Origin of the sequence: Mycobacterium intracellulare ATCC 13950 (assembly GCF_000277125.1) — a bacterium.
GTDB lineage: Bacteria > Actinomycetota > Actinomycetes > Mycobacteriales > Mycobacteriaceae > Mycobacterium > Mycobacterium intracellulare.
In genome coordinates this window covers 1503966-1525399 of the sequence record NC_016946.1, presented here as the reverse complement: position 1 = coordinate 1525399, position 21434 = coordinate 1503966, and the positions used below count along the sequence as shown (strand labels likewise).

At 63.6% G+C, this 21434-nt stretch carries 21 protein-coding genes and 1 pseudogene; 8 read left to right on the top strand and 14 right to left on the bottom strand.

Annotated elements, in window-relative coordinates:
* On the top strand, positions 1-1080 hold the full coding sequence (gene dmpG, locus OCU_RS32340) for a 4-hydroxy-2-oxovalerate aldolase (protein WP_009953902.1): 1080 nt from the start codon (positions 1-3) through the stop codon (positions 1078-1080).
* Positions 1081-1352: 272 nt separating this feature from the next.
* Here dmpG and OCU_RS50280 read toward each other — a convergent pair whose 3' ends face one another.
* From OCU_RS50280 to istB, 4 genes and pseudogenes are all read right to left on the bottom strand, one after another.
* A complete protein-coding gene (locus OCU_RS50280; protein WP_225323321.1) occupies positions 1353-1958 on the bottom strand; it encodes a TetR/AcrR family transcriptional regulator in 606 nt (201 codons plus the stop codon).
* A 203-nt stretch (positions 1959-2161) separates the two neighbouring features.
* Positions 2162-2803 (bottom strand): hypothetical protein, encoded by a 642-nt coding sequence (locus tag OCU_RS50275; RefSeq protein WP_014379547.1) that lies wholly within the window; start codon positions 2801-2803, stop codon positions 2162-2164.
* Complete coding sequence (locus tag OCU_RS32330; RefSeq protein ID WP_014379546.1) at positions 2782-3015, bottom strand: hypothetical protein; 234 nt, start codon at positions 3013-3015, stop codon at positions 2782-2784. The genes OCU_RS50275 and OCU_RS32330 overlap by 22 nt, the downstream gene beginning before the upstream one ends.
* 834 nt (positions 3016-3849) lie before the next feature.
* Positions 3850-4438 (bottom strand): annotated as a pseudogene (gene istB, locus OCU_RS32325) (IS21-like element helper ATPase IstB); the annotation flags it as partial.
* 331 nt (positions 4439-4769) lie between these two features.
* Here istB and OCU_RS32320 point away from each other — a divergent pair.
* On the top strand, positions 4770-5225 hold the full coding sequence (locus tag OCU_RS32320; RefSeq protein WP_009953895.1) for a nuclear transport factor 2 family protein: 456 nt from the start codon (positions 4770-4772) through the stop codon (positions 5223-5225).
* A gap of 377 nt (positions 5226-5602) precedes the next feature.
* Here the strand turns inward: OCU_RS32320 and OCU_RS50265 are convergent, their stop codons facing one another.
* Positions 5603-5995 carry a DUF732 domain-containing protein gene (locus OCU_RS50265; RefSeq protein WP_020415599.1) on the bottom strand — a complete coding sequence of 131 codons (393 nt, stop codon included), beginning with the start codon at positions 5993-5995 and terminating at the stop codon, positions 5603-5605.
* 300 nt (positions 5996-6295) lie between these two features.
* Positions 6296-7741: a class I adenylate-forming enzyme family protein gene (locus tag OCU_RS32315; RefSeq protein WP_009953892.1), complete on the bottom strand. Its 1446-nt coding sequence runs from the start codon at positions 7739-7741 to the stop codon at positions 6296-6298.
* A gap of 118 nt (positions 7742-7859) precedes the next feature.
* On the opposite strand from OCU_RS32315, the gene OCU_RS32310 reads away from it, so the two are divergent.
* The 4 genes from OCU_RS32310 to OCU_RS32295 all read left to right on the top strand — a co-directional run bounded on the left by OCU_RS32310 (position 7860) and on the right by OCU_RS32295 (position 11485).
* A complete protein-coding gene (locus OCU_RS32310; protein ID WP_009953891.1) occupies positions 7860-8681 on the top strand; it encodes an SDR family NAD(P)-dependent oxidoreductase in 822 nt (273 codons plus the stop codon).
* Complete coding sequence (locus tag OCU_RS32305) at positions 8678-9820, top strand: acyl-CoA dehydrogenase family protein (protein WP_009953890.1); 1143 nt, start codon at positions 8678-8680, stop codon at positions 9818-9820. Before OCU_RS32310 ends, OCU_RS32305 begins: the two co-directional genes overlap by 4 nt.
* Positions 9817-10263, top strand: coding sequence for a Zn-ribbon domain-containing OB-fold protein (locus OCU_RS32300; RefSeq protein ID WP_020188798.1), 447 nt, complete (start codon positions 9817-9819; stop codon positions 10261-10263). Before OCU_RS32305 ends, OCU_RS32300 begins: the two co-directional genes overlap by 4 nt.
* Before the next feature lie 103 nt (positions 10264-10366).
* Entirely contained in the window at positions 10367-11485 is a 1119-nt protein-coding gene (locus OCU_RS32295; protein WP_036458407.1) for a phosphotransferase, read from the top strand.
* A 19-nt stretch (positions 11486-11504) separates the two neighbouring features.
* On the opposite strand, the gene OCU_RS32290 is transcribed toward OCU_RS32295, so the two are convergent.
* From OCU_RS32290 to OCU_RS32265, 6 genes are read right to left on the bottom strand one after another with little or no spacing between them, the layout of a single operon-like run.
* Positions 11505-12326, bottom strand: a complete 822-nt coding sequence (locus tag OCU_RS32290; RefSeq protein ID WP_020188800.1) for a mycofactocin-coupled SDR family oxidoreductase — start codon at positions 12324-12326, stop codon at positions 11505-11507.
* Positions 12327-12342: 16 nt separating this feature from the next.
* Positions 12343-12753: a Zn-ribbon domain-containing OB-fold protein gene (locus OCU_RS32285; RefSeq protein ID WP_036390490.1), complete on the bottom strand. Its 411-nt coding sequence runs from the start codon at positions 12751-12753 to the stop codon at positions 12343-12345.
* Entirely contained in the window at positions 12750-13886 is a 1137-nt protein-coding gene (locus OCU_RS32280) for a thiolase C-terminal domain-containing protein (RefSeq protein WP_009953884.1), read from the bottom strand. Before OCU_RS32280 ends, OCU_RS32285 begins: the two co-directional genes overlap by 4 nt.
* A gap of 13 nt (positions 13887-13899) precedes the next feature.
* Positions 13900-16050, bottom strand: a complete 2151-nt coding sequence (locus OCU_RS32275; RefSeq protein ID WP_014379543.1) for an acyl-CoA dehydrogenase — start codon at positions 16048-16050, stop codon at positions 13900-13902.
* A 19-nt stretch (positions 16051-16069) separates the two neighbouring features.
* The gene (locus OCU_RS32270) at positions 16070-16678 is read right to left on the bottom strand and encodes a nitroreductase (RefSeq protein WP_009953882.1); all 609 of its coding nucleotides are present in this window, start codon (positions 16676-16678) and stop codon (positions 16070-16072) included.
* Positions 16678-17043, bottom strand: coding sequence for a DUF4286 family protein (locus OCU_RS32265; RefSeq protein WP_009953881.1), 366 nt, complete (start codon positions 17041-17043; stop codon positions 16678-16680). Before OCU_RS32265 ends, OCU_RS32270 begins: the two co-directional genes overlap by 1 nt.
* Positions 17044-17283: 240 nt before the next feature.
* Here OCU_RS32265 and OCU_RS32260 point away from each other — a divergent pair, with 240 nt between their 5' ends.
* On the top strand, positions 17284-18204 hold the full coding sequence (locus OCU_RS32260; protein ID WP_020188801.1) for a TIGR03619 family F420-dependent LLM class oxidoreductase: 921 nt from the start codon (positions 17284-17286) through the stop codon (positions 18202-18204).
* A gap of 23 nt (positions 18205-18227) precedes the next feature.
* Here OCU_RS32260 and OCU_RS32255 read toward each other — a convergent pair whose 3' ends face one another.
* Positions 18228-19418: a cytochrome P450 gene (locus OCU_RS32255; protein WP_009953879.1), complete on the bottom strand. Its 1191-nt coding sequence runs from the start codon at positions 19416-19418 to the stop codon at positions 18228-18230.
* A gap of 167 nt (positions 19419-19585) precedes the next feature.
* Between OCU_RS32255 and OCU_RS32250 the strand changes: the two genes are divergently transcribed.
* Positions 19586-20176, top strand: coding sequence for a TetR family transcriptional regulator (locus OCU_RS32250; protein WP_009953878.1), 591 nt, complete (start codon positions 19586-19588; stop codon positions 20174-20176).
* Positions 20177-20182: 6 nt separating this feature from the next.
* Here the strand turns inward: OCU_RS32250 and OCU_RS32245 are convergent, their stop codons facing one another.
* Positions 20183-21223, bottom strand: coding sequence for a spirocyclase AveC family protein (locus tag OCU_RS32245; protein ID WP_014379542.1), 1041 nt, complete (start codon positions 21221-21223; stop codon positions 20183-20185).
* Between the last annotated feature and the right edge of the window lie 211 nt (positions 21224-21434).

The following is a 21434-nucleotide window of genomic DNA, read 5'->3' as shown; positions in this document are numbered from 1 at the left end:
ATGACTTCTGACATCTTCTTCAACCCGATCTGGGACGTCCGGATGACCGACACGTCGTTGCGGGACGGCTCCCACCACAAACGTCACCAGTTCACCACCGACGAGGTCGGCGCCATCGTGGCCGCCCTGGATGCCGCGGGGGTGCCCGTCATCGAGGTCACCCACGGCGACGGCCTGGGCGGCTCGAGCTTCAACTACGGGTTCTCCAAGACACCCGAGCAGGAGCTGATCAAGCTGGCCGCCGACACGGCCAAAGAAGCCAAGATCGCCTTTCTGATGCTGCCCGGTGTGGGCACCAAGGAGGACATCAAAGAGGCCCAGAACAACGGCGGGGAGATCTGCCGGATCGCCACGCACTGCACCGAGGCCGACGTGTCGATCCAGCACTTCGGGCTGGCCCGCGAACTCGGACTGGAAACCGTCGGGTTCCTGATGATGAGCCACACCATCACCCCCGAGAAGCTGGCCGCCCAGGCCCGCATCATGGCCGACGCGGGCTGCCAGTGCGTCTACGTGGTCGATTCGGCCGGGGCGCTGGTCCTCGAGGGCGTGCGTGACCGGGTCGCCGCGCTGGTCGCCGAGCTCGGCGACGACGCCCAGGTCGGCTTCCACGGCCACGAGAACCTCGGGCTCGGCGTCGCCAACAGCGTCGAGGCCGTCCGGGCGGGCGCCAAGCAGATCGACGGCTCCTGCCGCCGGTTCGGCGCCGGGGCCGGCAACGCGCCCGTCGAAGCCCTGATCGGGGTGTTCGACAAGATCGGCGTCAAGACCGGGATCGACTTCTTCGACATCGCCGACGCCGCCGAAGAGGTGGTCGCCCCCGCCATGCCCGCCGAGTGCCTGCTCGACCGCAACGCCCTGATCATGGGCTACTCCGGCGTGTATTCGAGCTTCCTCAAGCACGCCATCCGCCAGTCCGAGCGCTACGGTGTGCCGGCCCACCAGCTGCTGCACCGGGCGGGCCAGCGCAAACTCATCGGCGGCCAGGAAGACCAGCTCATCGACATCGCGCTGGAGATCAAACGCGAGCACCACACCGTCAAGGCCGTCACCGTTGACCAGACACCGCAGGGGGCCTAACCGAATTCTTTCGAGCATCAGGCGACTCGCGTGGCCGAAGGCGGTGAGCACACACAGTTAGGCAACTACGTGGCTCGCGCACCACCACAGCCACACCTGTCAGCATCTCGTCATCCGCGACGGCAAAGCAGTCGTTACCGACACCGCCGCGTGATCCGCATCTCAAACAGATACCGCATGACCCGGCTTCGCCGGGTGCCTTGGCCCTGCCTACTCACCATTCGACGAAGTGCCGGTACGGGACTGCCGGGCGGCCTCGCCGAGTCCTCCGATCAGGTAGAGGTCGCCGCTGCCGGCCTTGCCTCAGTGCTGTTTGGGCTCGCGGCGAACAGCGCCGTCACGACCGCGGGAACCTCATCCTGCTGGCTTCCGGGCAGGAGCAAAGTCGATATCACACTGCGCAGAAAGAGATCTGCAAGTTGGCGTTCCGTCAATGCTCCACTCATCACCAGCGGTGACTCGTGGGTGGCCGGACCAAGCGCTTCGACGACCAAGTCAATCAAGTTCGGGAATATGTCACGGATTAACGACAACGTGAACTCTGGTGCTACGTCAAACATCCGAGTCAGATCCGCTCCGGCGGCGTTATAGCCGGTCAGAGTATCCATAACGACTTTGACCCGCGATGAAGGATCGGGAGTAGCCGCGATAGCTTTTGCGAACGCCTCTGCGGCGCCCTCCTCGAAGTGGCGTCCCAGGTGCCTCAAAACGTCGTCTTTGCTGTCGAAATAACGATAGAAAGTGCCACGCGCTACCTGTGACGCCGCGCAAATGTCACTCACCGAGAGCTTCTGGGTGCCCTTTCGGTTAAGCGCCTTCATAGTGCCTGTCAGAATCTTCTGCACAGCACTATTGGATCGCTGGCGGTCAACAGCCATTTGCTCTCCTCTGTCATTTGCTAAAGCGATTGGACCACCGGCTCGCCGGGAGGATAAAGCCTCCTGGCTAACTTAGACTCAATGTCGGTCGCCGAGCCGTGGACGGCTGGGCGGTGTAGGCGGTTTGATACTGCCGCCGCGGATGTTTTCGATATTCATGAGCCTCGATACCGACGCGGTCGCCGACGGCGAGGCCGGCGGCTTCATCCATCCCATTTCTCCGAGTTTGCCGGTGATGGTGTCGCCGTCGTCTTGCTGGATGAGCCACGAGACGGCGTTGATAGCGCGGTATTCGCCGAAGATGTGTACGGGTTGTTCATCGAAGTCGGCGTTTCGACAGTGGCGGCGACGTGGGCGGCTGCAGTTGACGACACCATGACGCGGTGGATGGCGCGCGATGGTTGCTGCCAGTCGATTTCGATGTCGCAGCGGGCGCGGTCCAGCGTTTTGGACAGATCGCGTAGGGCTGAGGCAGTACGCGGCCCATCTCGGTGAGCTGTTGCACAAAGCCCAATGGTGCGGGCTGGGTCCGATGTCGTTGGCGGCGCTGAACACATCGATCGCCGTACCGGTTGCGGTGTCGAGCAACTGGCCTTCAGTTTCGAGAGTTCGGCGAACATGCCGACCTTTCCGCCGTCGTGGCCGGTTTCGGCGATCGGTGAGGTCGCGGGGGTGAGGGTCAAAATGATCGATCCGGCGCCGGGTGGGGACCTCAGCAGCAGGTCGGTGCGGCGGCGTATATCGGCGTCGAGTTGGTGTCCGAGCGCTTTATCGCCCTGTTGGGCTACCCCGACCGCGGTGGCCAGGCGTTGAAATCCGGCCATCACGCAGGCAACTTCGAACACCCGCCCGACACCCCGGTCACGCCGTCGCCCCTTATGCGGATGTCGTCACGCGAAGACACTGTTCGCCCGAGGGCGTCGTCAGCGACCAGGGCCGCGACGCTGATGCGGGACAAGTCATCATCACGAGTGCTCAAGGCTGACGTGTCGTGGTCCATCATGGCCGCCAGGATCGCCGCCTGCATCCGGTCGACGTCATCTCCACTGGTAGCCATTCACGATCACCTCCACATATCCGCAGCGCGGCAGCGCGTCCACGCGCCGGTGGCGAACCCATGGGCCCAGATGGCATTCGCTGCAGGTAATCATCCAACCGGCCTCTACGCTCCAGGTATAGGGGCAGGTAACGATCCTCGATCTCCGTCTCGGGTTGGCAGTGCCGAGGCGGCCACGACAGTATCGACCCGCACTCCAACAACCTGGCGCAGCGTAGCGCGCTGCGCGAAGGCCCGCAGGACTTTGGCGCTCGGCCGGGCGGCGATGGTGTCGTCGACGACGATCTGGCCTGGCCCGCCGCCGGCCCCGCTGGCAGTGGAGTCGCCGCTTCGGCTGCCACATTGGTGAGGGCGCCCAGTTGGTCATCCTCGCCAGTGTTGAAGGTGTCGATCCGCGCGCTCAGAGGGTGCCAATCAAGGCGCCGTGTTTGATCCGCATCCGGGCACTGGGTAGTCAGCGAGTCGTCGGGCGTCGCGCTCGCCAGCGATCAGACGCCGCGAGCATGTCGCGCACCGAGACGGTATCTAGTTTCGACTGGCCACCGCCCGACACCTTAATCAATGCGCCCTCGAGCAGCTTCTTCAGCCGCTTCCAGTAGCGCGGTCAAGGCGCTGGGCGGACGACGGGTGCCGGTCTGTCGGTTCCGGTCGAAAAGTGAGCAGGTGATTCCGGTCGAAAAGTGTGCACCCGCACCGACCGACGCTTCCTGCCGCGCCGGAACGTGAGATCTCCGAACCTGGAGTTGTCGTGCACGATGACGAGGTGGGCGCTGTTGACGACGGTCGAAAACTAGGCCAGGAGCGACGGTGAAAAAGTAGGCCACGTGGTCGTGGTTATTGTGCCGTGTTGTCGGCTCTGGCGGAGGGCAAGGTGTCGATTCCGGTGTCTTTGAGGCGGCAGCTGGAGCTTTTGAGGGTCAGGACGTCGGCGTGGTGGACGATGCGGTCGATCATGGCCGCGGCTACCACTTGATCTCCGAACACATCACCCCAGCGGGCGAAGGGCAGGTTGGAGGTCAAGATCAGCGAGGCGTGCTCGAAGCGGCGGGAGACCAGTTGGAAGAACAGGTTCGCGGCGTCCTGTTCGAAGGGGATGTAGCCGACCTCGTCGACGACGAGCAGCCCGATGCGGCGCAGCTTGGCCAGCTCGGCCGGTAGTCGCCCGGCGTTGTGGGCGGCCTTTGAGCCGGGCGACCCAGTCCACCGCGGTGGCGAACGCGATTCGGTGCCCGGCCTGTGCGGCCTTGATCGCCAACCCGATCGCGAGGTGGGTCTTGCCAGTGCCCGGCGGGCCGAGCAGCACCACGTTGCGGGCCTTGCCCAGGAACGCCCCTGTACCCAGATGAGCGACCATGTCCCGGTTGAGTGCGGGTTGATGATCGAAGTTGATGTCCCCCAACGATTTGCGGGTCGGGAATCCTGCTCGTACTTCGGCGGACCATGGCTGGCCACCGCGGCCGCCACGGTGTCACGCGCGATGCCAAGTTGTCGTGCGATAGCCCGCTGCGACAAACCCTCGCTGCGGTGAAGATGCCTGATCAAGGCCCAGTCTTCCAAGAGATCACCCCATCCAATCTGATCGGGTGGCCTACTTTTCAACCGTCGCAACTGGCCGGGTCTTCAACCGTCGTCAACAGGCGCAACCTGGTGCTCACCGGACCGCCACCGAAGTTCCACGGAGCTCGGGATATCTTCGAGTTGTTGCTGGGCCAGCCCTAGTCGGCTAAATCGGTGCTTGTGCGCCTTCAGAGAGGATGGTCGTGAACGACTACGAAGCGATCAGACGCGTTATCGCGTTGCACGCTCAGCTACTCGATGAGCGTCGATGGCCCGAACTTGCGGCGTTATTTTGCCCGGATGGTGTGCTGCCGTGGGGTGGAAACACGTTTCGGGGGCGCAAAGAGATCATCGAGGGACTGCCCGGGACGCAACCGAAGATCCCGCACAGGATCAAACATTTCGTGTACGCACCGGTAATCGAGATCTATGGAAACGATGCCAGAGCCTGGAGCGATGTGATCGTGTCGCTGGTACCTGAAGAGGGCCCCGCCGAGATGTCGTTTGTAGGGCGCTATCACGATCACCTTCGTCGTGAAAATGGGCGCTGGCTACTGTCCAAGCACATCACGGTGAAAACCGGCGACGCGCTGCCTGACGACGAACGATTGCCGTCAGGGCTTTACGCCGACGACCGGACCCGCCAGGAGTAACCGCCGATGCTCACTGAGCGCCACCGAAGTTCCACTGAACACGGGACATCCTCTCGCAGACAAGAGGATTCAATGACGATCTATCTAGAAGATAAGTGGTCAGGGTAACGCAGGCTCGCCGATAATGACCTAAGTGCTGGAAGGCGCTCGCGATCGACCCCGGTCTAATGTGACCCGCACACCAGCCAGTCTAGTGGACACACGCGATTCTTCAGTCGCAGACGCCAATATCCTTGGTGCAGAACACGGGTCTGCTGCACGGATAGGTGACATGTAGACCTGATCGTGCAGCAGACCCGGTGGCTGCCTGCGAGCCATCGCTTGTCGTAACATCGAGTGCGGGTAGTCAGGCCCTGAGTGAGTACAAAAAGGTTGCCTCAGTAATAGGTACCGGGCGCGGATGCTCCGCCCGGAGGTTGGTAGCCAGCGGCTGAGTTCCGCAGCTGCCATATCAGCTCAGGGCAAAGCAAGTTAACCGCATAGGAGACTAGGTAATTAGCCGCGAACTCATCGTTGGGGGTGACGTCACTCTTGACCTCACCCATGACTTGCCCGTAGCCCTCGCCCCGGCCGACTTTGTCGCAAATTCCGTGGCCATAGCCCAGCGCGTCATTGTCAGGAAATCCGTAATGCCGCCGCACCACCACGTCGTACACGTACTCGACCTCGGGCGCCGGAGCGGCATGTACACGCGGTGGTGACGACAACAGGAGCCCGGCGATGGCAACTGCGCCGGCGATCAAAGCAGCCAGCGATTTCCAACGCTTCATGGTTGGCGGCTCGAACGTGTGGCCTGCATCGCCACAATTGGGTCCAAAAGTGCACCTTGGTCCACCCGTTGAGCTGATCGGCTTCGCACGGCAGTGGGCATAGATCCAGACGTTAAACTATATAACGGATAAGGTCCAGGTGCGTCACCATAGAAGTACAGGCAGACCACGCCCTGGCCGACCCTGATCGGGATTCCCATCGGTGAGATGGGCCAACGGGTAGGGCTCCGACAGTTGCGCCTACGCCAGATCCTCGGGAGCGCGACGCCCCCGCCTCCTGGTCCGGCGTGTGCAGATAACTCAAGTTGACGCGCCGTGCTGACGCTCAAGATGTGCCGCCCGAAGTGTGGCGCGAACGACTTTGCCTGCACTGTTCAGCGGCAGCTCGGTGACCGAATACCAATACTGTGGAATCTTGAAACCGGCGAGCTTGACCCGGGCGAAAGACCCTAGCTCCTCGGGCCGTGGCGGATGCACCAAATCTGTAGGAACTATGAACGCGGCCAGGGTTTCTCCGAGTCGCGTCTCTGGCACGCCCACGACGCCGACGGCGGCAACCCCGGGGTGGGCGCTGAGCACATTCTCGACTTCCAGCGGATAAACGTTCTCTCCACCGCGAACCACCATGTCGTGCCGACGACCGCAGAGGCGGAGATAACCGTCGGCATCCACCACACCCAGATCACCGGTGCGCAGCCATCCGTCGGCCGCCTGGCCGGAAAGGTGGGCCGCGGCGGCGAACACTTCGCCGATTCCTGCCGGGTCCGGCTCGTCGATCTGCAGGCGAAGGCCGTCCACCGGCCGGCCGACGGTAGACAGAATGTCGCGATCCTTAACCGCGGCCAACCGGTGGTCCGCTGGGCCCAAGCTGGTGATCGGACTGCCCTCGGTTTGGCCGTAGAGGCTGACCATCGCGACGTCGGGCAACACGTCAAGAACGCGTCGCAACGTGTCGACGGTGATCGGCGAGGCACCGTAGATCAATGTCTTCAGCGGAACCGCGTCGAGTAGCCCCTTGCCGAGCAGCATCTCGATCATGGTCGGAACGAGTAGACAGTGGGTGGCACCGAGTTGCTTCAGGCTGTGCCACCAATCGAAGGAGAATCTGTTGGTACAGATAACCGCCGCCCCGGCCGTGAGCGCCACCAGGACGTTGCCCAGTCCCCCAATGTGATGCAGCGGTGAGCCGGTGGCGTAGCGGTCGTCGGGGTCAATCTCGATCAGGCGACGCAAAAGCGTAGCGCGAGCGTCGAGCACTCGCTCAGTGAGTGGAACGGCCTTCGGGAATCCGGTCGTTCCCGCAGTGTGCAGGTAGATCGCCGTGGGACCTGGTTCCGGATGCAACGACCGATCCGACACCGGCAGGAAAGGTATTGTCACCGCCCGTATCCCAACCGCGTCGGCGACCTGCCGGGCAGCCCCGGCGAACTCGGCCTCAACGAGCAGGACTGGCGAGCCGCTCCGACGCACCATTGCGGCCAGCTCTGTCGGAGTCTGCCGCGGCCCAAGTAAAGCGAGCGGTCTGTTGGCGGCGGCGCCGCCCAACAGCAGGGCAAGCGCGCAGGCATTGGTGGTGAGCAACGCGGGGATCGGTTGACCTGCCGGCACGTTGAGGTCGCAGAGCAGGTCCGCGGCCGCGACCGCCTTACCGATCAGTTCGCGTCCACTTACAGAGCCCACTTCGCCGATGACCGCCACGCGTTCACTGCGTTCGTGGACTGCGCAAATCCGCTCGAGCCACGTCATCCGAGTGATTGAACCGGACTGGTCGGGTGGGTATCTCTCAACATCTCTCCTCACCGTTTCACCAAAGCGATAAATAGTTTACTGTTTGTGTGGACTGTACGAAGGAGGCCGTCGCACCGTGCGCATTATCGTCACCGGTGGAAACAGTGGCGTCGGGAAGGCGACCGCGCACGCAATGGCCGCTGCCGGCCACGAAGTGGTCATCGCCTGCCGCTCCTTGACGAAGGCGCACCAAGCCGCAGCGTCGATGCCCGGCGACGTCACGGTGCGCGAGCTGGATCTGGCCGACCTCACCAGCGTGCGCAAGTTCGCCGACACCGTCGACTACGTCGACGTGCTGGTGAACAACGCCGGTGTGTTGGGCTTGCCACTGACTCGGACAGCCGACGGCTTCGAGGCTCACATGGGCATCAATCACCTAGGCCATTTCGCGTTGACGTGCCTGCTCGGCGACCGGATCCGCGACCGGGTCGTGCTGGTGGCCAGCACCAACTACAACACCGCCCGTATGCACTTCGACGACCTCAACTACCACCATCGCCGCTACAACCCGTGGTCGGCGTACGGGGAGTCCAAGCTGGCGAACCTGTTGTTCGTGCGCGAACTGGTCGCCCGCGGCAAGACCGCCTACGCCTCCGATCCCGGCATGACCGACACCGGGATCACCCGCAACGGTTCGGGCGTGTTGCAGTGGGCAGGCCGAGTGCTCTCGCCACATATCGCGCAGAGCCCGGCCGACGGTGCCCGCTCGACCATTCAGGCGATCACCACGACGCTGCCCAACGGCACCTACATCGCGCCGCGCGGCCTGATGCACCAGTGGGGAAAACCAAAGCCCACCACACTCAGACACAAGGCCCGCGACGCGGACAGCGCGCGACGACTCTGGGACATCTCTGCCGAATTGACCGGTTGCGAGTGGCAGGACAGCCATCCATGACCGTTGACCGACTGCTGCCGACACCCGAAGCACGCGAACTGGTTCGACTGGCGGCCGATGTCGCGGACAAGGTGCTTGATCCGATCGTCGATGAGCATGAGAAGAACGAGACCTATCCCGAGGGAGTTTTTGCCACCCTGGGTGAGACCGGGCTGCTGACACTGCCGCACCCGGAGCAGTGGGGCGGTGGCGGGCAACCGTACGAGGTGTACCTACAGGTTCTCGAGGAGTTGGCGGCTCGGTGGGCGGCAGTCGCCGTAGCAGTCAGCGTCCACGTCCTGTCCTGCCATCCGTTGATCGCGTTCGGCACCGACGAACAGCAGCAGGAGTGGCTGCCGACCATGCTGGGTGGTCACACGATTGGCGCCTACAGCTTGTCCGAGCCGCAGGCCGGTTCCGATGCCGCCGCCCTGACCTGCAAGGCCACCGCGACCGACGGTGGTTACCGCGTCAACGGCGCCAAGGCCTGGATCACCCACGGCGGCATAGCCGATTTCTACAGCCTATTCGCCCGCACTGGTGAAGGTGGACAAGGTATTTCGTGCTTTTTGGTCGATAAAGACACCGAAGGACTCACGTTCGGCAAACCCGAGGAGAAGATGGGCTTGCACGCCATTCCGACCACCACGGCGCACTATGACAATGCGCTCGTGTCTGCCCAACGCAGGATCGGCGCCGAAGGGCAGGGCCTGCAGATCGCCTTCAGTGCATTGGATTCCGGACGCCTGGGCATCGCCGCGGTAGCCGTCGGACTGGCGCAGGCAGCCCTCGACGAGGCCGTTTCCTACGCTCAGCAACGAACGACGTTCGGTCGCAAGATCATTGACCATCAGGGCCTGGCTTTCCTGCTGGCGGACATGGCTGCCGCGGTCGACTCCGCGCGTGCCACGTACCTGGACGCGGCGCGGCGCCGCGACGCAGGACTGCCGTACTCGCGCAACGCTTCCGTGGCGAAGCTGATCGCCACCGATGCCGCCATGAAGGTCACCACCGACGCCGTGCAAGTGTTCGGCGGCTACGGCTACACCAGGGATTACCGTGTCGAGCGCTACATGCGCGAAGCCAAGATCACCCAGATCTTCGAGGGCACCAACCAGATTCAGCGGCTGGTGATCGGTCGATCGTTGGTCGGATCATGAACTACCAACGTCCCCAGTTGCGATTGGCGCCCAGCCCTACCGCCGAGTCGCTTGCGTTCTGGACCGGTGGTCGCAACGGCGAATTACTGATCACCCGCTGCCACGGCTGCGGCCACTTCTTTCACCCGCCGGGCCCGGCCTGCTGGCGCTGTCGCAGCACCGACGTTGCACCAGAACCCGTCTCCGGCCGGGCAACAGTCGCGGCATATACGGTGAACCGCCAGAACTGGATTCCTGGTTTCGAACCGCCCTACATCGTGGCGATGGTGGAGCTTGCCGAGGAACCCGATACCCGGTTGATTTCGAATGTGGTCGACGTTGCCCCGGAGGCGATCAGCGTCGGGATGGCCGTCGAGGTGTTCTTTGAAGACTGGACCGCGCTCTCGGGCGAAGAGGACAGCCGGGTGTGGGTGCCGCTGTTCCGGCCGGTCAAGACGAGGTAGTAAGCCGGTCCATCCAAAGGGTCCCAAAACCAGTTCATGCCTTGGGTCCGGTGATAACGTGACAGTCGACTGTCATTGTTGAATCTCACAGATGAGGATTGTGATGACCGGACAAGCCCTGCACGTCACGCTTCAGTCCGCCGAGGACATCACGCCTGCGATTCTGACGTCGCTGTTACGCCGACACGATCCCGAGGCGACGGTCACCCGCGTCACGATTGGGCACACCTGGCAGGGCACTACCTCGCACCTGCACCTCGACGTGGCCTACGCCGATCCGCAAACCCGACTTCCACAGCGGCTCTTCATCAAAACGCAATTGGGAACTGTGCACGACCTGCCGGAGGCGTTCGATGAGTCGCTGTCCGAAGGCGGCGGCGGGACCGTGTTGTACGACGACGAGACGAGGTTCTACCGCGACCTGCGCCCAGACCTGAGCGTCGAGACCATGACGACCTACTTCGCCGACCACCTCGACGGCCCGTCGCAGTTCCTGATCCTCGGAGAGGACATCACACTGCGCGGCGCGCAGGTCCCCGATGCGGTAGCCGGCCTTACTGTCGAGCAGGCCGACGCGCTGCTCGCAACGTTGAGCCAACTGCACGCTCCGTTCTGGGGCAGCCGACGGCTGGCGAACGGCGGCGACCTGTCTTGGTTACAGGACCCCGTCACCGGCGGGTTCGCACACTTTCTGCGCGACAACGGGTTCGCGATAATCCGCGCTCTCGTTGATGCCCCCTACAAGAAGGCGCTGCTCGATGCTGCCGGCACTGACATGGACGGAATGGAGGCCGCTTTCTGGAGACTCCAGGACCGGGTGGCCCGCGAGCCGGTCACGGTGCTGCACGGGGATCCACACCCACGCAACACGTATGTGCTGCCCGACGGCCGAATGGGTCTCCTCGACTGGCAGCTGATTCGGCGCGGCTCGTGGTCACACGACGTCGGCTATGCGTTGATCGCCGCGCTATCCCCGGAGCTTCGGCGGGCCCACGAGCGCGAGTTGCTGGACAACTATCGCGGCCGGCTGCTCGACGCCGGCGCCACCTCGCTACCCGACCGCGAGTCCATGTGGACCGCGTATCGCCAGAGCCCGGCCTGGGGCTTCTGCATGTGGGCGATCGCGCCCGACCAGATGTATTCGGTCGAGGTCGTGGGCGCCGTGCTTGGCCGCTTCGCGGAGGCCTATTACGACCTGGGCACCGGCACGGTGTTGAGCTGACTCCGTGCGGCAGCAGCCGTCAGGTCATGTTCATGCCGGCGTCGAGCATTAGCGTTGTGCCCGTGTAATACCGGCCACTGTCCGAGACGAGGAACAACACCGTCTCCGAGACATCAGACGGTTCGATCACCGTCACCGGTAGGGCGTTTGCCATCGCCTTAGCGAGATGCTCATTCTGGGCGATCACCTCAAACAGCGCAGGATTCTCCACGATCATCGCGGTGTTGACACCGGTCGGTGCGATCGCCATGACACGGATATTTTTGGCTGCCATACGCTGTGCGTAAGCCCGTACCAGTCCAGTGACGCCGATTTTGGCCGCGGCGTACGCATCCGCGCCGCCGCTGCCGTCAGTCAGTGCCTTCAGACCAGCCATCGAGCTGGTGGCGACTATGGCACCGCCGCGATCGGACTTCATCATGTGGGCGCTTGCGATCTGCAGGGTGTTCCACACACCGGTGAGCAGCACGCCGATGCCGAGTTCCCACGCCGCCTCGGGATCGGGCTCGTCGACCCGGTTCAATACGATCCCCGCGTTAGCCACCACCGTATCTATGTAGCCGAATTCTGCGACGCCATCGTCGAAAGCGGCCTGTAGTGTTTTGCGATCGCGGACATCAGCCTGACGGGCGATCATCCGCTGACCGGTCTTCTCCACCAAGTTGACGGTCTCGTCGAGGTCTTCCGGCGTCGCCATCGCATACAGCACGCCGTCGAGTTGGCGACAGATGTCGACACCAACGATGTCGGCACCTTCCTCGGCTAACCGGACAGCGTGCGACCGTCCCTGGCCCTTGCCAGCTCCGGTGATGAAGGCGACGCGACCGTCCATTCTGCCCATCTGCCACTCCCAGCCTTTACTTGGTGACGAATTCGGGTATGCGATAACCACTTTCGCCGAGATCGACGATGCGTAGCTCAACGTCCTGTCCGATTCGGACGTCGGCGGGATCGACGTCGATGACGGCGTTGATCCGCAAGCCCGGCTGCTCCGCAAGTTCGACCAGCCCGACGACATAGGGAGGCGTACGGCCGGGGACAAGGGCCTGGCGGACGACGATGTAGCTGAAGATCGTGCCGGCACCGCTGACTTCCTCGAAGTGCACGGGACCACCGGTGTACCGGCTGCGTTCCAACGGCGGATGGATCCATTTCCCGGTGTCGTCGCAGCGGCACAACATCAACTTACCGTTCTTCAGACCCTCCCAATACGGCGCCGAATCAGGGTCGGGTACCGGAATTGGGGCTACCAGTGCAGGATTCGTCACGGGTGCTCCTTGCTGTAGACGTTCGCACCACCGAAGGGCCCGCCGCCCGCGGTAACCAGTGCCAGTTGAGCGCCCTCGACCTGACGCACACCAGCCGCGTGGCGCAGTTGCAGCGCTGCCTCGTAGTGGTGGTTGAGGCCGTGAATATAGCCCTCGGACAGCAGCCCACCGTGCGGGTTGACCACCACGTCACCGCCGTAGGTGGCGCGTCCGGTCGAGAAGAACTTGCCCACTTCGCCTTTCTCGCAGAAGCCGAAACCCTCCATGGTCGCCATCACCGTGTACGTGAAGCAGTCGTACATGCAGGCGACATCCATGTCGGCAGGGGTAAGCCCCGTCTTCTCCCAGATCTTCGGTCCTGCTGTGCGCGAGTACATCTCGGTGGGATCGTCCCACTCGCTCCAGCCGGCACCACCCTGTGAATTCGACGATCCGACCAGCCACATCGGGGGCTGCTTGGTGTTGCGGGCGATGTCCTCTCCGACGATCAGCACCGCTACCGCGCCGTCGACCTCCGAAGTGCAGTCCAGTACCCGGAACGGCTCGTTGATCCAGCGCGCCGCCAGATAGTCGTCCATGGTCAGCGGTTCGCGTCTCAGAGCGTGTTCGTTAGGCCCCGCATGATTGCGTTGAGTGATCGCGATGTGCCCCAAATCCTCACTGGTGGAACCGTACTCATGCTGATGGCGACGGGCCCACATCGCGAACCACTGCGGCGGCACCATGAAACCGGACGCCGTGTCGAACTGGTCGTGGTGCTGCACCTGCATCGGTCCCTCAATATGGCCGAACCGGTAGCCCGAGCGGCCGTTGAGCGACCGGTACACCAGCACGGCCTTGCACATGCCGGCCTCGATTACCGCGGCGGCGGTGGCGATTTGGTCAGCCACGAGATTGCCGCCGCCGTACATGGCGTTGGCCCAAGCCAATTCGTCGATGCCAAGCGCCCATCCGACGAAGATCGGCTGCTCGGAGTCGTTGGCCATGAAGGTGCAGATGCCGTCGACGTCGGCCGGCGTGAGGCCGGCATCAGCGATGGCATCGCGGCAGGCAGCCACGGCCATCCCGCGGGTCGTGCGGCCGGAGTTGCGGGAGTACTCGGTACGACCGATCCCGACGACGGCACAGGTCATGTGGCTCTCCGATCTACTTAGGCGCCGGATCGCGGGGCAGGCCCAGAATGCGCTCCGCGATCAGGTTTCTGACGATTTCCGACGTACCGCCAGCGATAGTCAGGCACCGGCTGAACAGATAGTCGTGCACAACTTCGGGTTCCTCACCGACCAGGATGGCCCGGTCGGCAATCCGCAGCGCCAACTCTGCCACCCGCTGAGCATGCTCAGCCCCGAACAGCTTGGCGATGTTGCCTTCGATCCCGGCCCCGGCGTCGAAGACGGCGCGGGCAGCCTGCCGCAGGTTCAGCGTGGCCAAGGTGTAGGACTCGATCAGCAATGCACCGACCTCGCGGGCAACGCCACTGTCGCCGGGTCGGTGCCGCTCCAACAGATCGATCAAAGCTTCGGCCGTCATGGTGACAGAGCCACCGCCGATCGACACCCGTTCGTTGCCGAACGCCGCCATCGCCACGCTCCAGCCGTCGTTCACGGCGCCGACAACGTCGCGATCGGGCACGAAGACGTCGTCGAAAAAGACTTCGTTGAACAGCGTCTCGCCGGTGATCTCGGTGAGCGGGCGGATCCGCACCGCCGGATCGGAGAGGTCAATGATCATCGCCGTAATGCCCTTGTGCTTACGCGCTTTCGGATCGGTGCGCACGGTGGCCAGCCCGCGTTGGCAATTCACCGCATCACTGGTCCATACCTTTTGACCGCTGACCACCCAGCCGTCGGCGACCCGCGTGGCCTTGGTGGCAACTGCCGCCGCGTCCGAGCCCGCGCCGGGCTCACTAAAGAGTTGGCACCACCGCAGCTCGCCCTCGAGGCTCGGCCAGATCAATCGGTCTACCTGCTCCTTGCTGCCGTGCTGCAGGAGCGTCGGAACCACCCATTCGCCGAGTCCGAGGCTGGGTTTGTCCAACCCATCCAGGGCGTCCTCGATGATCAACTGCTCGACGCTGTCAGCGGCCCGTCCGTACGGCGCGGGCCAGTGCGGTTGCAGATAGCCGCTACGCGCCCAGAGCCGTTGGCGCTCAACGGCGTTGGACGCCTCGAGTTCGGAACGGAAATCCAGGGCGGCCTGCCGATATTGCTCGGCACCCTCGGGTAAGTCCACCGATTGACGCCGGCGCACGCCGTTGAGCTGCAGCGCGATGACCTTGTCCCGCAGTGCATCCTGATCACCGGCGAAGGCCTGCAGGACGGTGGCCCGCCTGATGTAGAGGTGGGCGTCGTGCTCCCACGTATAGCCGATGCCGCCGTGCACTTGCACGTTCTGCAGCGACACCCGCTGATAGGCGGTCAGCGCGTGTCCGGCGGCCATCGTGGCGGCCAGTTCGGCCTCCGCACCGACGGCGCGCGCGGCGTCCCATGTCGCGGCAGTGGCGAGCTCGGTGTCGACAAGCATGTTCGCGCAGTGATGTTTGATCGCCTGGAACGAGCCGATGGGCCTACCGAACTGCTCACGGCCGGCGGCGTACGCCGTGGCCATCTCGGTGCAGGCGCCCAAACCGCCGACGGCTTCGGCCGCGGCCAGCAGACGAAGGATCCGCACCGCTACCCCGGCTGCGCCGGGGAAAACCTCGGCGACGTGAACGGAGTCCAGGCTGGCCACGATCACCGGTGCGAGCAGCTGATCCACTGAGTCAATGGTTCGGATGCTGACCCCGTCACCGGCCTGCACCAGGACGAGGTCGTCGCCGGAAGGAAGCAAGAAAAGGTCGGCGGCCGCTTCGGCCAGGGCGGGCACCGCAGCCGCTGAGACCGTCGAATCACGAACGGCGACATCGCTGTTCGTGCCGATACCCGCGACCACGTCACCGGATACCAGCCGCGGCAACCACCGCTCACGCTGCTCGTCGGTCCCTACTTCGGAGATCACCGCGGACACCGCGACCGTGGGAAGAAATGGCCCACCCACCGCGGCGCGACCGAGCTGCTCCAACACAATCGTCAGTTCAGGCAGTCCGTAACCCTGACCGCCGAATCTTTCGTCGATGTGCAGCCCAAGCCACCCGGTGGAGACCATCTCTTTCCAGAGCCCATCGGTCGACCACCACGCACCGCTCTTTTCGCGGTCGAGCAGGATCCGGCGGGCACCCACGGTGCCCGCGCGCCCGGCCACCATCGCGGCCGCGACTTCGGCGAGCGCGCGATGATCTTCGGTTATCGCCAATGGCATTGGCAGCTCTCCGTTCTGGTCACCACGGGTTACCGAAAGCCTCGCGGTAGGTCACCGACGTCGCCGGGCGGCGGCGCGGTGGTGAAAGCTTGCGTGCGGGCAGGCCCACGTAGACCGCGGCCATCGGTATCAGGTTCTGCGGCAGCTGCAGCAGTTCCCGCACACGATCGACACCAAAGGTAGTCAGACCGGTGGTCAGACACGAGCCATATCCCAGGTCGGCAGCGGCAAGCAGCATGTTCTGCACGGCGGGGTAGATCGACGACGGTGCATAGATCTCCTGCACGCGATCCGTGTCGGCGCACACCACTATGACAACCGGCGCCGCGGCGAAGCCGCCTTTGCTGAAACCGAATTCGAGGTCGGCGACCAGCACCTTGTCTTCGACACTTTGCTTGACGAAGTCGCCGCCGCCGGCATTCCACGTCTCCGTCCACCAAGACGCGAGAAGTGCACGGTTGCCCTCGTCGCGAACCACGATGAACGTCCAGGGCTGAGAATTCTCCGCGCTCGGCGCGTGCACGCTGGCCGCCAACATCTGCTCGACGTCGGAATCGGGTACTTTGCCGTCCGGGTCGAATCGCCGACACGCCCGCTGGGCGCGAATACCGGCGAGCAGCTCGCCCACTAGCGGTCCGCCTGCACGCGTTCGCCGCGCGGCGTCCATCCCGTGAGCGACACCGTGGTCAGATCAAGCCACTCCCCTAGTGTGAGGGTTCCGGCCATGACACGTTTTAGAAATTCCGCCATGACGACATCGGGCTCGTTGTCCAGCTCGTAGATCACCATGTAACGGTGGGTCGGCGGCGGGAGCTGGGCCGGCAGATCCTCGTCGTCGGGCACCTTCAGTTCGGTGATGTCGTAACGCTGCGCCGCAACCACTCCCGGAACGTCGAGCACCTCCGGTACATGTTGAGCGTCATACCACTTGTTGAAGGCATCATCTTCACCCTCGATCGGGTTGGTGAGCGCTATAAACAGGTTCGGAGCCACGTGACACGCCTTTCGCAACAACCAGGGATTGGACCCACAATATGACAGTCCACTGTCACAGTCAACGTCAGACTCATGGTTCGCCGACGGCGTGACCTGACCGGGCGCCGAACCGGCTGGGTCCGCCGCCGGAACCTTGACGTTTGTCAGTAGACTGCCATAATGGGCGGGCCACGGTCGGGTGCGCGAGAACCATCAGTCGGCGCTCCGCCCCCGGACCACGAAATCGGAAGGCGCCAGATGAGATTCACGGTTTACCTACCCAATTGCATGCACGTCGCCGCCATCACGCAGCCCTGGGAACATCAGCTCTCCGGTGCCGACATTGCGCGAGTCGCCCAACACGCCGAGCAGCTGGGTTATTCGATGGTATTTCTGCCAGAGCACTTCCTCACCCCGACGGCTCATCTCGAGTTGTCCGGGGATCATTACTTCGACGCCACCACTGCCCAGGCCTTCGTCGCAGGCGCCACCTCGACGATCACCGTCGGCTCGATGGTCACCATTCTGCCGCTGCACAATCCGATCATCGCCGCGAAGCAGATCGCAACGTTCGACTGGCTCAGTGGCGGTCGCGCTCAGACCACCGTCGGTGTCGGCTGGCTTAAAGAGGAGTACGACGCGATCGGTGTCCCGTTCACCAAGCGCGGCCGCATGGCAGACGAATATCTCGAGGCGATGTTCGAGTTGTGGCATAGCGATTCGCCAAGTTACGACGGTGAATTCGTCAAGTTCGACGACATCGCGTTCGGGCCCAAGCCGATCTCCACACCGCACCCGACGGTGTGGATGGGCGGAGACGCCGACGCGGTACTGCGCCGGGCGGCCCGGTTCGGAGATGGCTGGGCGCCATGGCTCACCAAGCCCGACGAGCTGCCGGCCAAATTGGATTACCTACGCTCGCAGCCCGGGTTCGACGACCGGCCGTTTTCGGTGTTCTACAGCCTGGCGGTGTTGTCCGTCGGTCAGGAGCACGCCATCGTCGACGACCCGAATGCGCAGTTCGGCCAAAGCGCCCAGCAGGTCATCGACAACTGCAACATGCTGGCCGAGCGCGGCGTCACGGACACGTGGGTTAACCCACCAGCGCTGGACGGGCTCAGCGCCTACCTCGACCACATGCAGTGGGTAGCCGAGGAAATCATCCCCAAGGTCGGATGAGCGTTCCGCGACAGCCGCGAGATCTATTGACCCCTCGACGACGGCTTGATGTTCAGCGGCACCGATTGCAGCGACATCGTCCCGGTCGGCCAGGGCATCTGTGGCGGCTTGCCCAGCGCCAGAGTGTATTCGGGAATGCGTGAGTGCCACTCCTCGAGGATCAGCCTTAGTTCGAGACGCGCCAGATGTGAACCCAGACACCGGTGCGGTCCACGCCCGAATGCGAAGTGCACGACCTTGCTGTCGAGATGAATCTGGTCGGCATCCTGGTATCGACGCGGATCGCGGTCGGCGCTGCCATAACTGAGCATGACCGTGGTGTCCTTGGGCACGAACCTGCCCGCCACTTCGACCCCCTCCGTGGTGACACGTGGCGCAAACGGAACAGGACCGTCGACGCGCAAGATTTCTTCGATAAACGCCGGTATGAGCGTGAAGTCGTGCGCAATACGCCGGCGCATGTCGTCGTCGGCCGCCAGCCTGGCTAAGGAGAACCCGACGGCGGAGGTGACGGTGTCGAGCCCGGCCAGCACGAACATGAAGCACAGGCCCAGGATCTCGTTGTCCGACATTCCGCCCTCGTCGGTGTCTTGGATCAACTGGGTGAGCATGTCGTTGCCGGTTGCATCGGCGCGCCGCTCGGCGATGTGCTCGGTCAAATAGCTGAACAGTTCCAGCGCATGAGCCATCACCTCCGGGGTCGCTTCGGTGCTACTCGGATCGGTGAACTGCAAGATCGCGTCCTTCCACTTCACCAGCCGGTCGCGGTCGGCCATGGGCAGCCCGAACAGCGTCAAAAACACCTGGGAGGGAAAAGGTGTCGCGAGATCGGGTACCACGTCGCACTCACCGCTCGCGACAATGGCATCGATCAACTCGCCCGCCTGCCTGCGTAGTTCGGGCTCACGCTCGGCCATTTTCTTCGGGCCGAAGAACGGGTCAAGCATTCGGCGGAAGCGGGTGTGATCTGGCGGATCGATCGCGATCGGTACCAACGGAACCGGACTTCCCAGCCGGTCGAAAGCCCGTGCCGACGAGAAGATCTCAGGTTTCTTGGCCGCGAACTCGACGGCCTCGGCACTGGTGAGCACGACCTCCTCGCCAGAACTCACCGCCTCGCCGGCCTCCCGCAGCTCCCGCCAAGCGCGCGTGCGGTCCTCCGCGAAGGGCAGATCGTTGATGTTCAGCGTTCCGGTCATGCCGAGCTCGGTCATTGAGACGAGATCCTCCCTACCCGCGCCGGCTGGCGCTCAAGTATCACTATGACAGTGCACTGTCATATATTGGGAAGTATCGTCGGTATCACCACGAGTGTCAACGATGTGCCGGCACCCGGAGTCGTTGTACTGTCGGGACACCCAGACGGGAAAGGGGATGGCGGATGGCCCGGGGCGACCGATCACCGCGGGACGCGCATGCGGACCGGGTCCGCAATGCTCTGCTGAACGCGGCCCTGGACCTGTTCAGCACCAACGGTTACGACGAGACCACCACGGACCAGATCGCCGAGAGGGTGGGCGTCTCGCCGAGGACCTTCTTCCGCTACTTCCCAACCAAAGAGTCGGTGCTTTTCTTCGGCGAGTACGACTTCATCGACGCCGTGAGCGGGGTCTACCTCGCTCAACCGGAGGAGGCATCAGACTTCGAGGCGTTAGCGAATTCATTCGCGTTGCTTGCACCAGGACTCAAGCGCATCCGTAAACGGATCGCGCAGTACCACGACGCCGTCGCATCGTCGCTCGTGTTGCTGGGCCGCGAACGCAAAAACCACGAGGCCAACGCCGAGACCGTCGCTCAGGTGATCGCGGAACGACGCCGGATGCCCGCCCCCGACAGCGAATGCCGGCTCTTGGCGGCCGTCGGCATGCTGCTCGTCGAGCGCGCCCTCAATCAGTGGCTTTCGACGCCAGGCCGTTCACTAGACGACCTGATCCGCCAGGAATTCGCCGCCCTGCCCGCGGTGCTGAAGTAGGGCGAGCTAGCGATCGTCGAAACGGGTGCCGTCGGGGCACGCCCGCGGGGTGCCCGGTCCGCAGTACTGCGTGCGCAGATAGCTCGGGTAGGTCTGGGTCGGCCCCGCGTAAAGGCCCGCGAAGTTCACCGGCAGGTCGTACACGCCGATCGCCACCACGTGCAGAAACCCGGTGACCGCGAGCACCCTCAGCAGTCCTCTGGCCCGTGGCCCTGCCCACCCCAGCGTCTCCACACCCGCCTCCACCCTGATCTGGCCGGCGCGGTTGCGAAAGAACATCAGCGCTCCGCTGGAGCTGAGCACCAGCGACCACAGGATCGGGCCGTAGAGCGGTATCTGCATCGTCTGACCCGCCCATAGCGTGACGCCGGGAATCGACGCCGGATAGCCGAGCAGGCCGTGGCGCACCGCAAAGATCTCGAGCGGAAACTCGATGACGTACACCGCAAGCCAACCGGCGCAGAAGGTGCGGACGGGCCCCAGCGTCGGCCATCGGTGCCGCGCCCGTCCCATGGTCCACCGGGCGATCGAGCCCATGGCCAGCGGCATCCAGATGTAGATCATTCCGATCATCAGCACCGGCTCGGCCATCAATCGACCGTCGGGGCTGAGCCAGCCGGGGATGTTCTGCGTCCAGTTGCCGAAATTGAGCAAGCTGGCGTTGTAGAACAGTGCCGGCTGAAACCAGTTGATGAGGGGATCGTGCCACCATGCGATCGCCGATCCGATCACGATGGCAGCTTCGACGCAGAGTTGACGCTCGCGCACGCTCTTGCGGATCACGTAGCCGATGGCAGCCAATGCCAGTATGGGGCAGGCGATCTGGAAGGCGGTCATCGCCCAGTGGGTGGCCGCGGGGATCGGGTCGGGACCGGGATTCACCGGGGTCGCATTGCCCGACACGATCCAGGAGATGTAGACGTAAGCGGCGATGACGACGCACACCGTGCCGAGGCTCGACCAGAACAGCACCGGCCGAATCGTCTTGATCTGCGGAGGCTCGATGGCCGATGGCTCTGCCCGGCTAGAGGACTTCAGATCCGTCACTAGTAGCTCCTTTGGCACGACCTACCAAAGATGACAGTTCACTGTCATAGTGTCAATGTCCGGCATCGGATGCCGGACCGCAACCGGTATGCCGCAGCATTCAAGCCGTCATACAGCGGAGGCACACTCCATCACAGATTCTGGTGACAAACGAAATATAGTCAACTAGGTTACATATGTAGAAGATCGGCTGAACGGAATGGGGTCCGCT

Coding starts and splice junctions, on each gene's coding strand:
- OCU_RS32300 (WP_020188798.1), top strand. CDS start 9,817: ATGAACTACCAACGTCCCCAGTTGCGATTGGCGCCCAGCCCTACCGCC.
- OCU_RS32275 (WP_014379543.1), bottom strand. CDS start 16,050: ATGCCATTGGCGATAACCGAAGATCATCGCGCGCTCGCCGAAGTCGCG.
- OCU_RS32280 (WP_009953884.1), bottom strand. CDS start 13,886: ATGACCTGTGCCGTCGTCGGGATCGGTCGTACCGAGTACTCCCGCAAC.
- OCU_RS32315 (WP_009953892.1), bottom strand. CDS start 7,741: ATGACGTGGCTCGAGCGGATTTGCGCAGTCCACGAACGCAGTGAACGC.
- OCU_RS32255 (WP_009953879.1), bottom strand. CDS start 19,418: ATGACCGAGCTCGGCATGACCGGAACGCTGAACATCAACGATCTGCCC.
- OCU_RS32295 (WP_036458407.1), top strand. CDS start 10,367: ATGACCGGACAAGCCCTGCACGTCACGCTTCAGTCCGCCGAGGACATC.
- OCU_RS32260 (WP_020188801.1), top strand. CDS start 17,284: ATGAGATTCACGGTTTACCTACCCAATTGCATGCACGTCGCCGCCATC.
- OCU_RS32305 (WP_009953890.1), top strand. CDS start 8,678: ATGACCGTTGACCGACTGCTGCCGACACCCGAAGCACGCGAACTGGTT.
- OCU_RS32250 (WP_009953878.1), top strand. CDS start 19,586: ATGGCCCGGGGCGACCGATCACCGCGGGACGCGCATGCGGACCGGGTC.
- OCU_RS32320 (WP_009953895.1), top strand. CDS start 4,770: ATGGTCGTGAACGACTACGAAGCGATCAGACGCGTTATCGCGTTGCAC.
- OCU_RS50280 (WP_225323321.1), bottom strand. CDS start 1,958: ATGGCTGTTGACCGCCAGCGATCCAATAGTGCTGTGCAGAAGATTCTG.
- dmpG (WP_009953902.1), top strand. CDS start 1: ATGACTTCTGACATCTTCTTCAACCCGATCTGGGACGTCCGGATGACC.
- OCU_RS32290 (WP_020188800.1), bottom strand. CDS start 12,326: ATGGGCAGAATGGACGGTCGCGTCGCCTTCATCACCGGAGCTGGCAAG.
- OCU_RS32330 (WP_014379546.1), bottom strand. CDS start 3,015: ATGGCTACCAGTGGAGATGACGTCGACCGGATGCAGGCGGCGATCCTG.
- OCU_RS50265 (WP_020415599.1), bottom strand. CDS start 5,995: ATGAAGCGTTGGAAATCGCTGGCTGCTTTGATCGCCGGCGCAGTTGCC.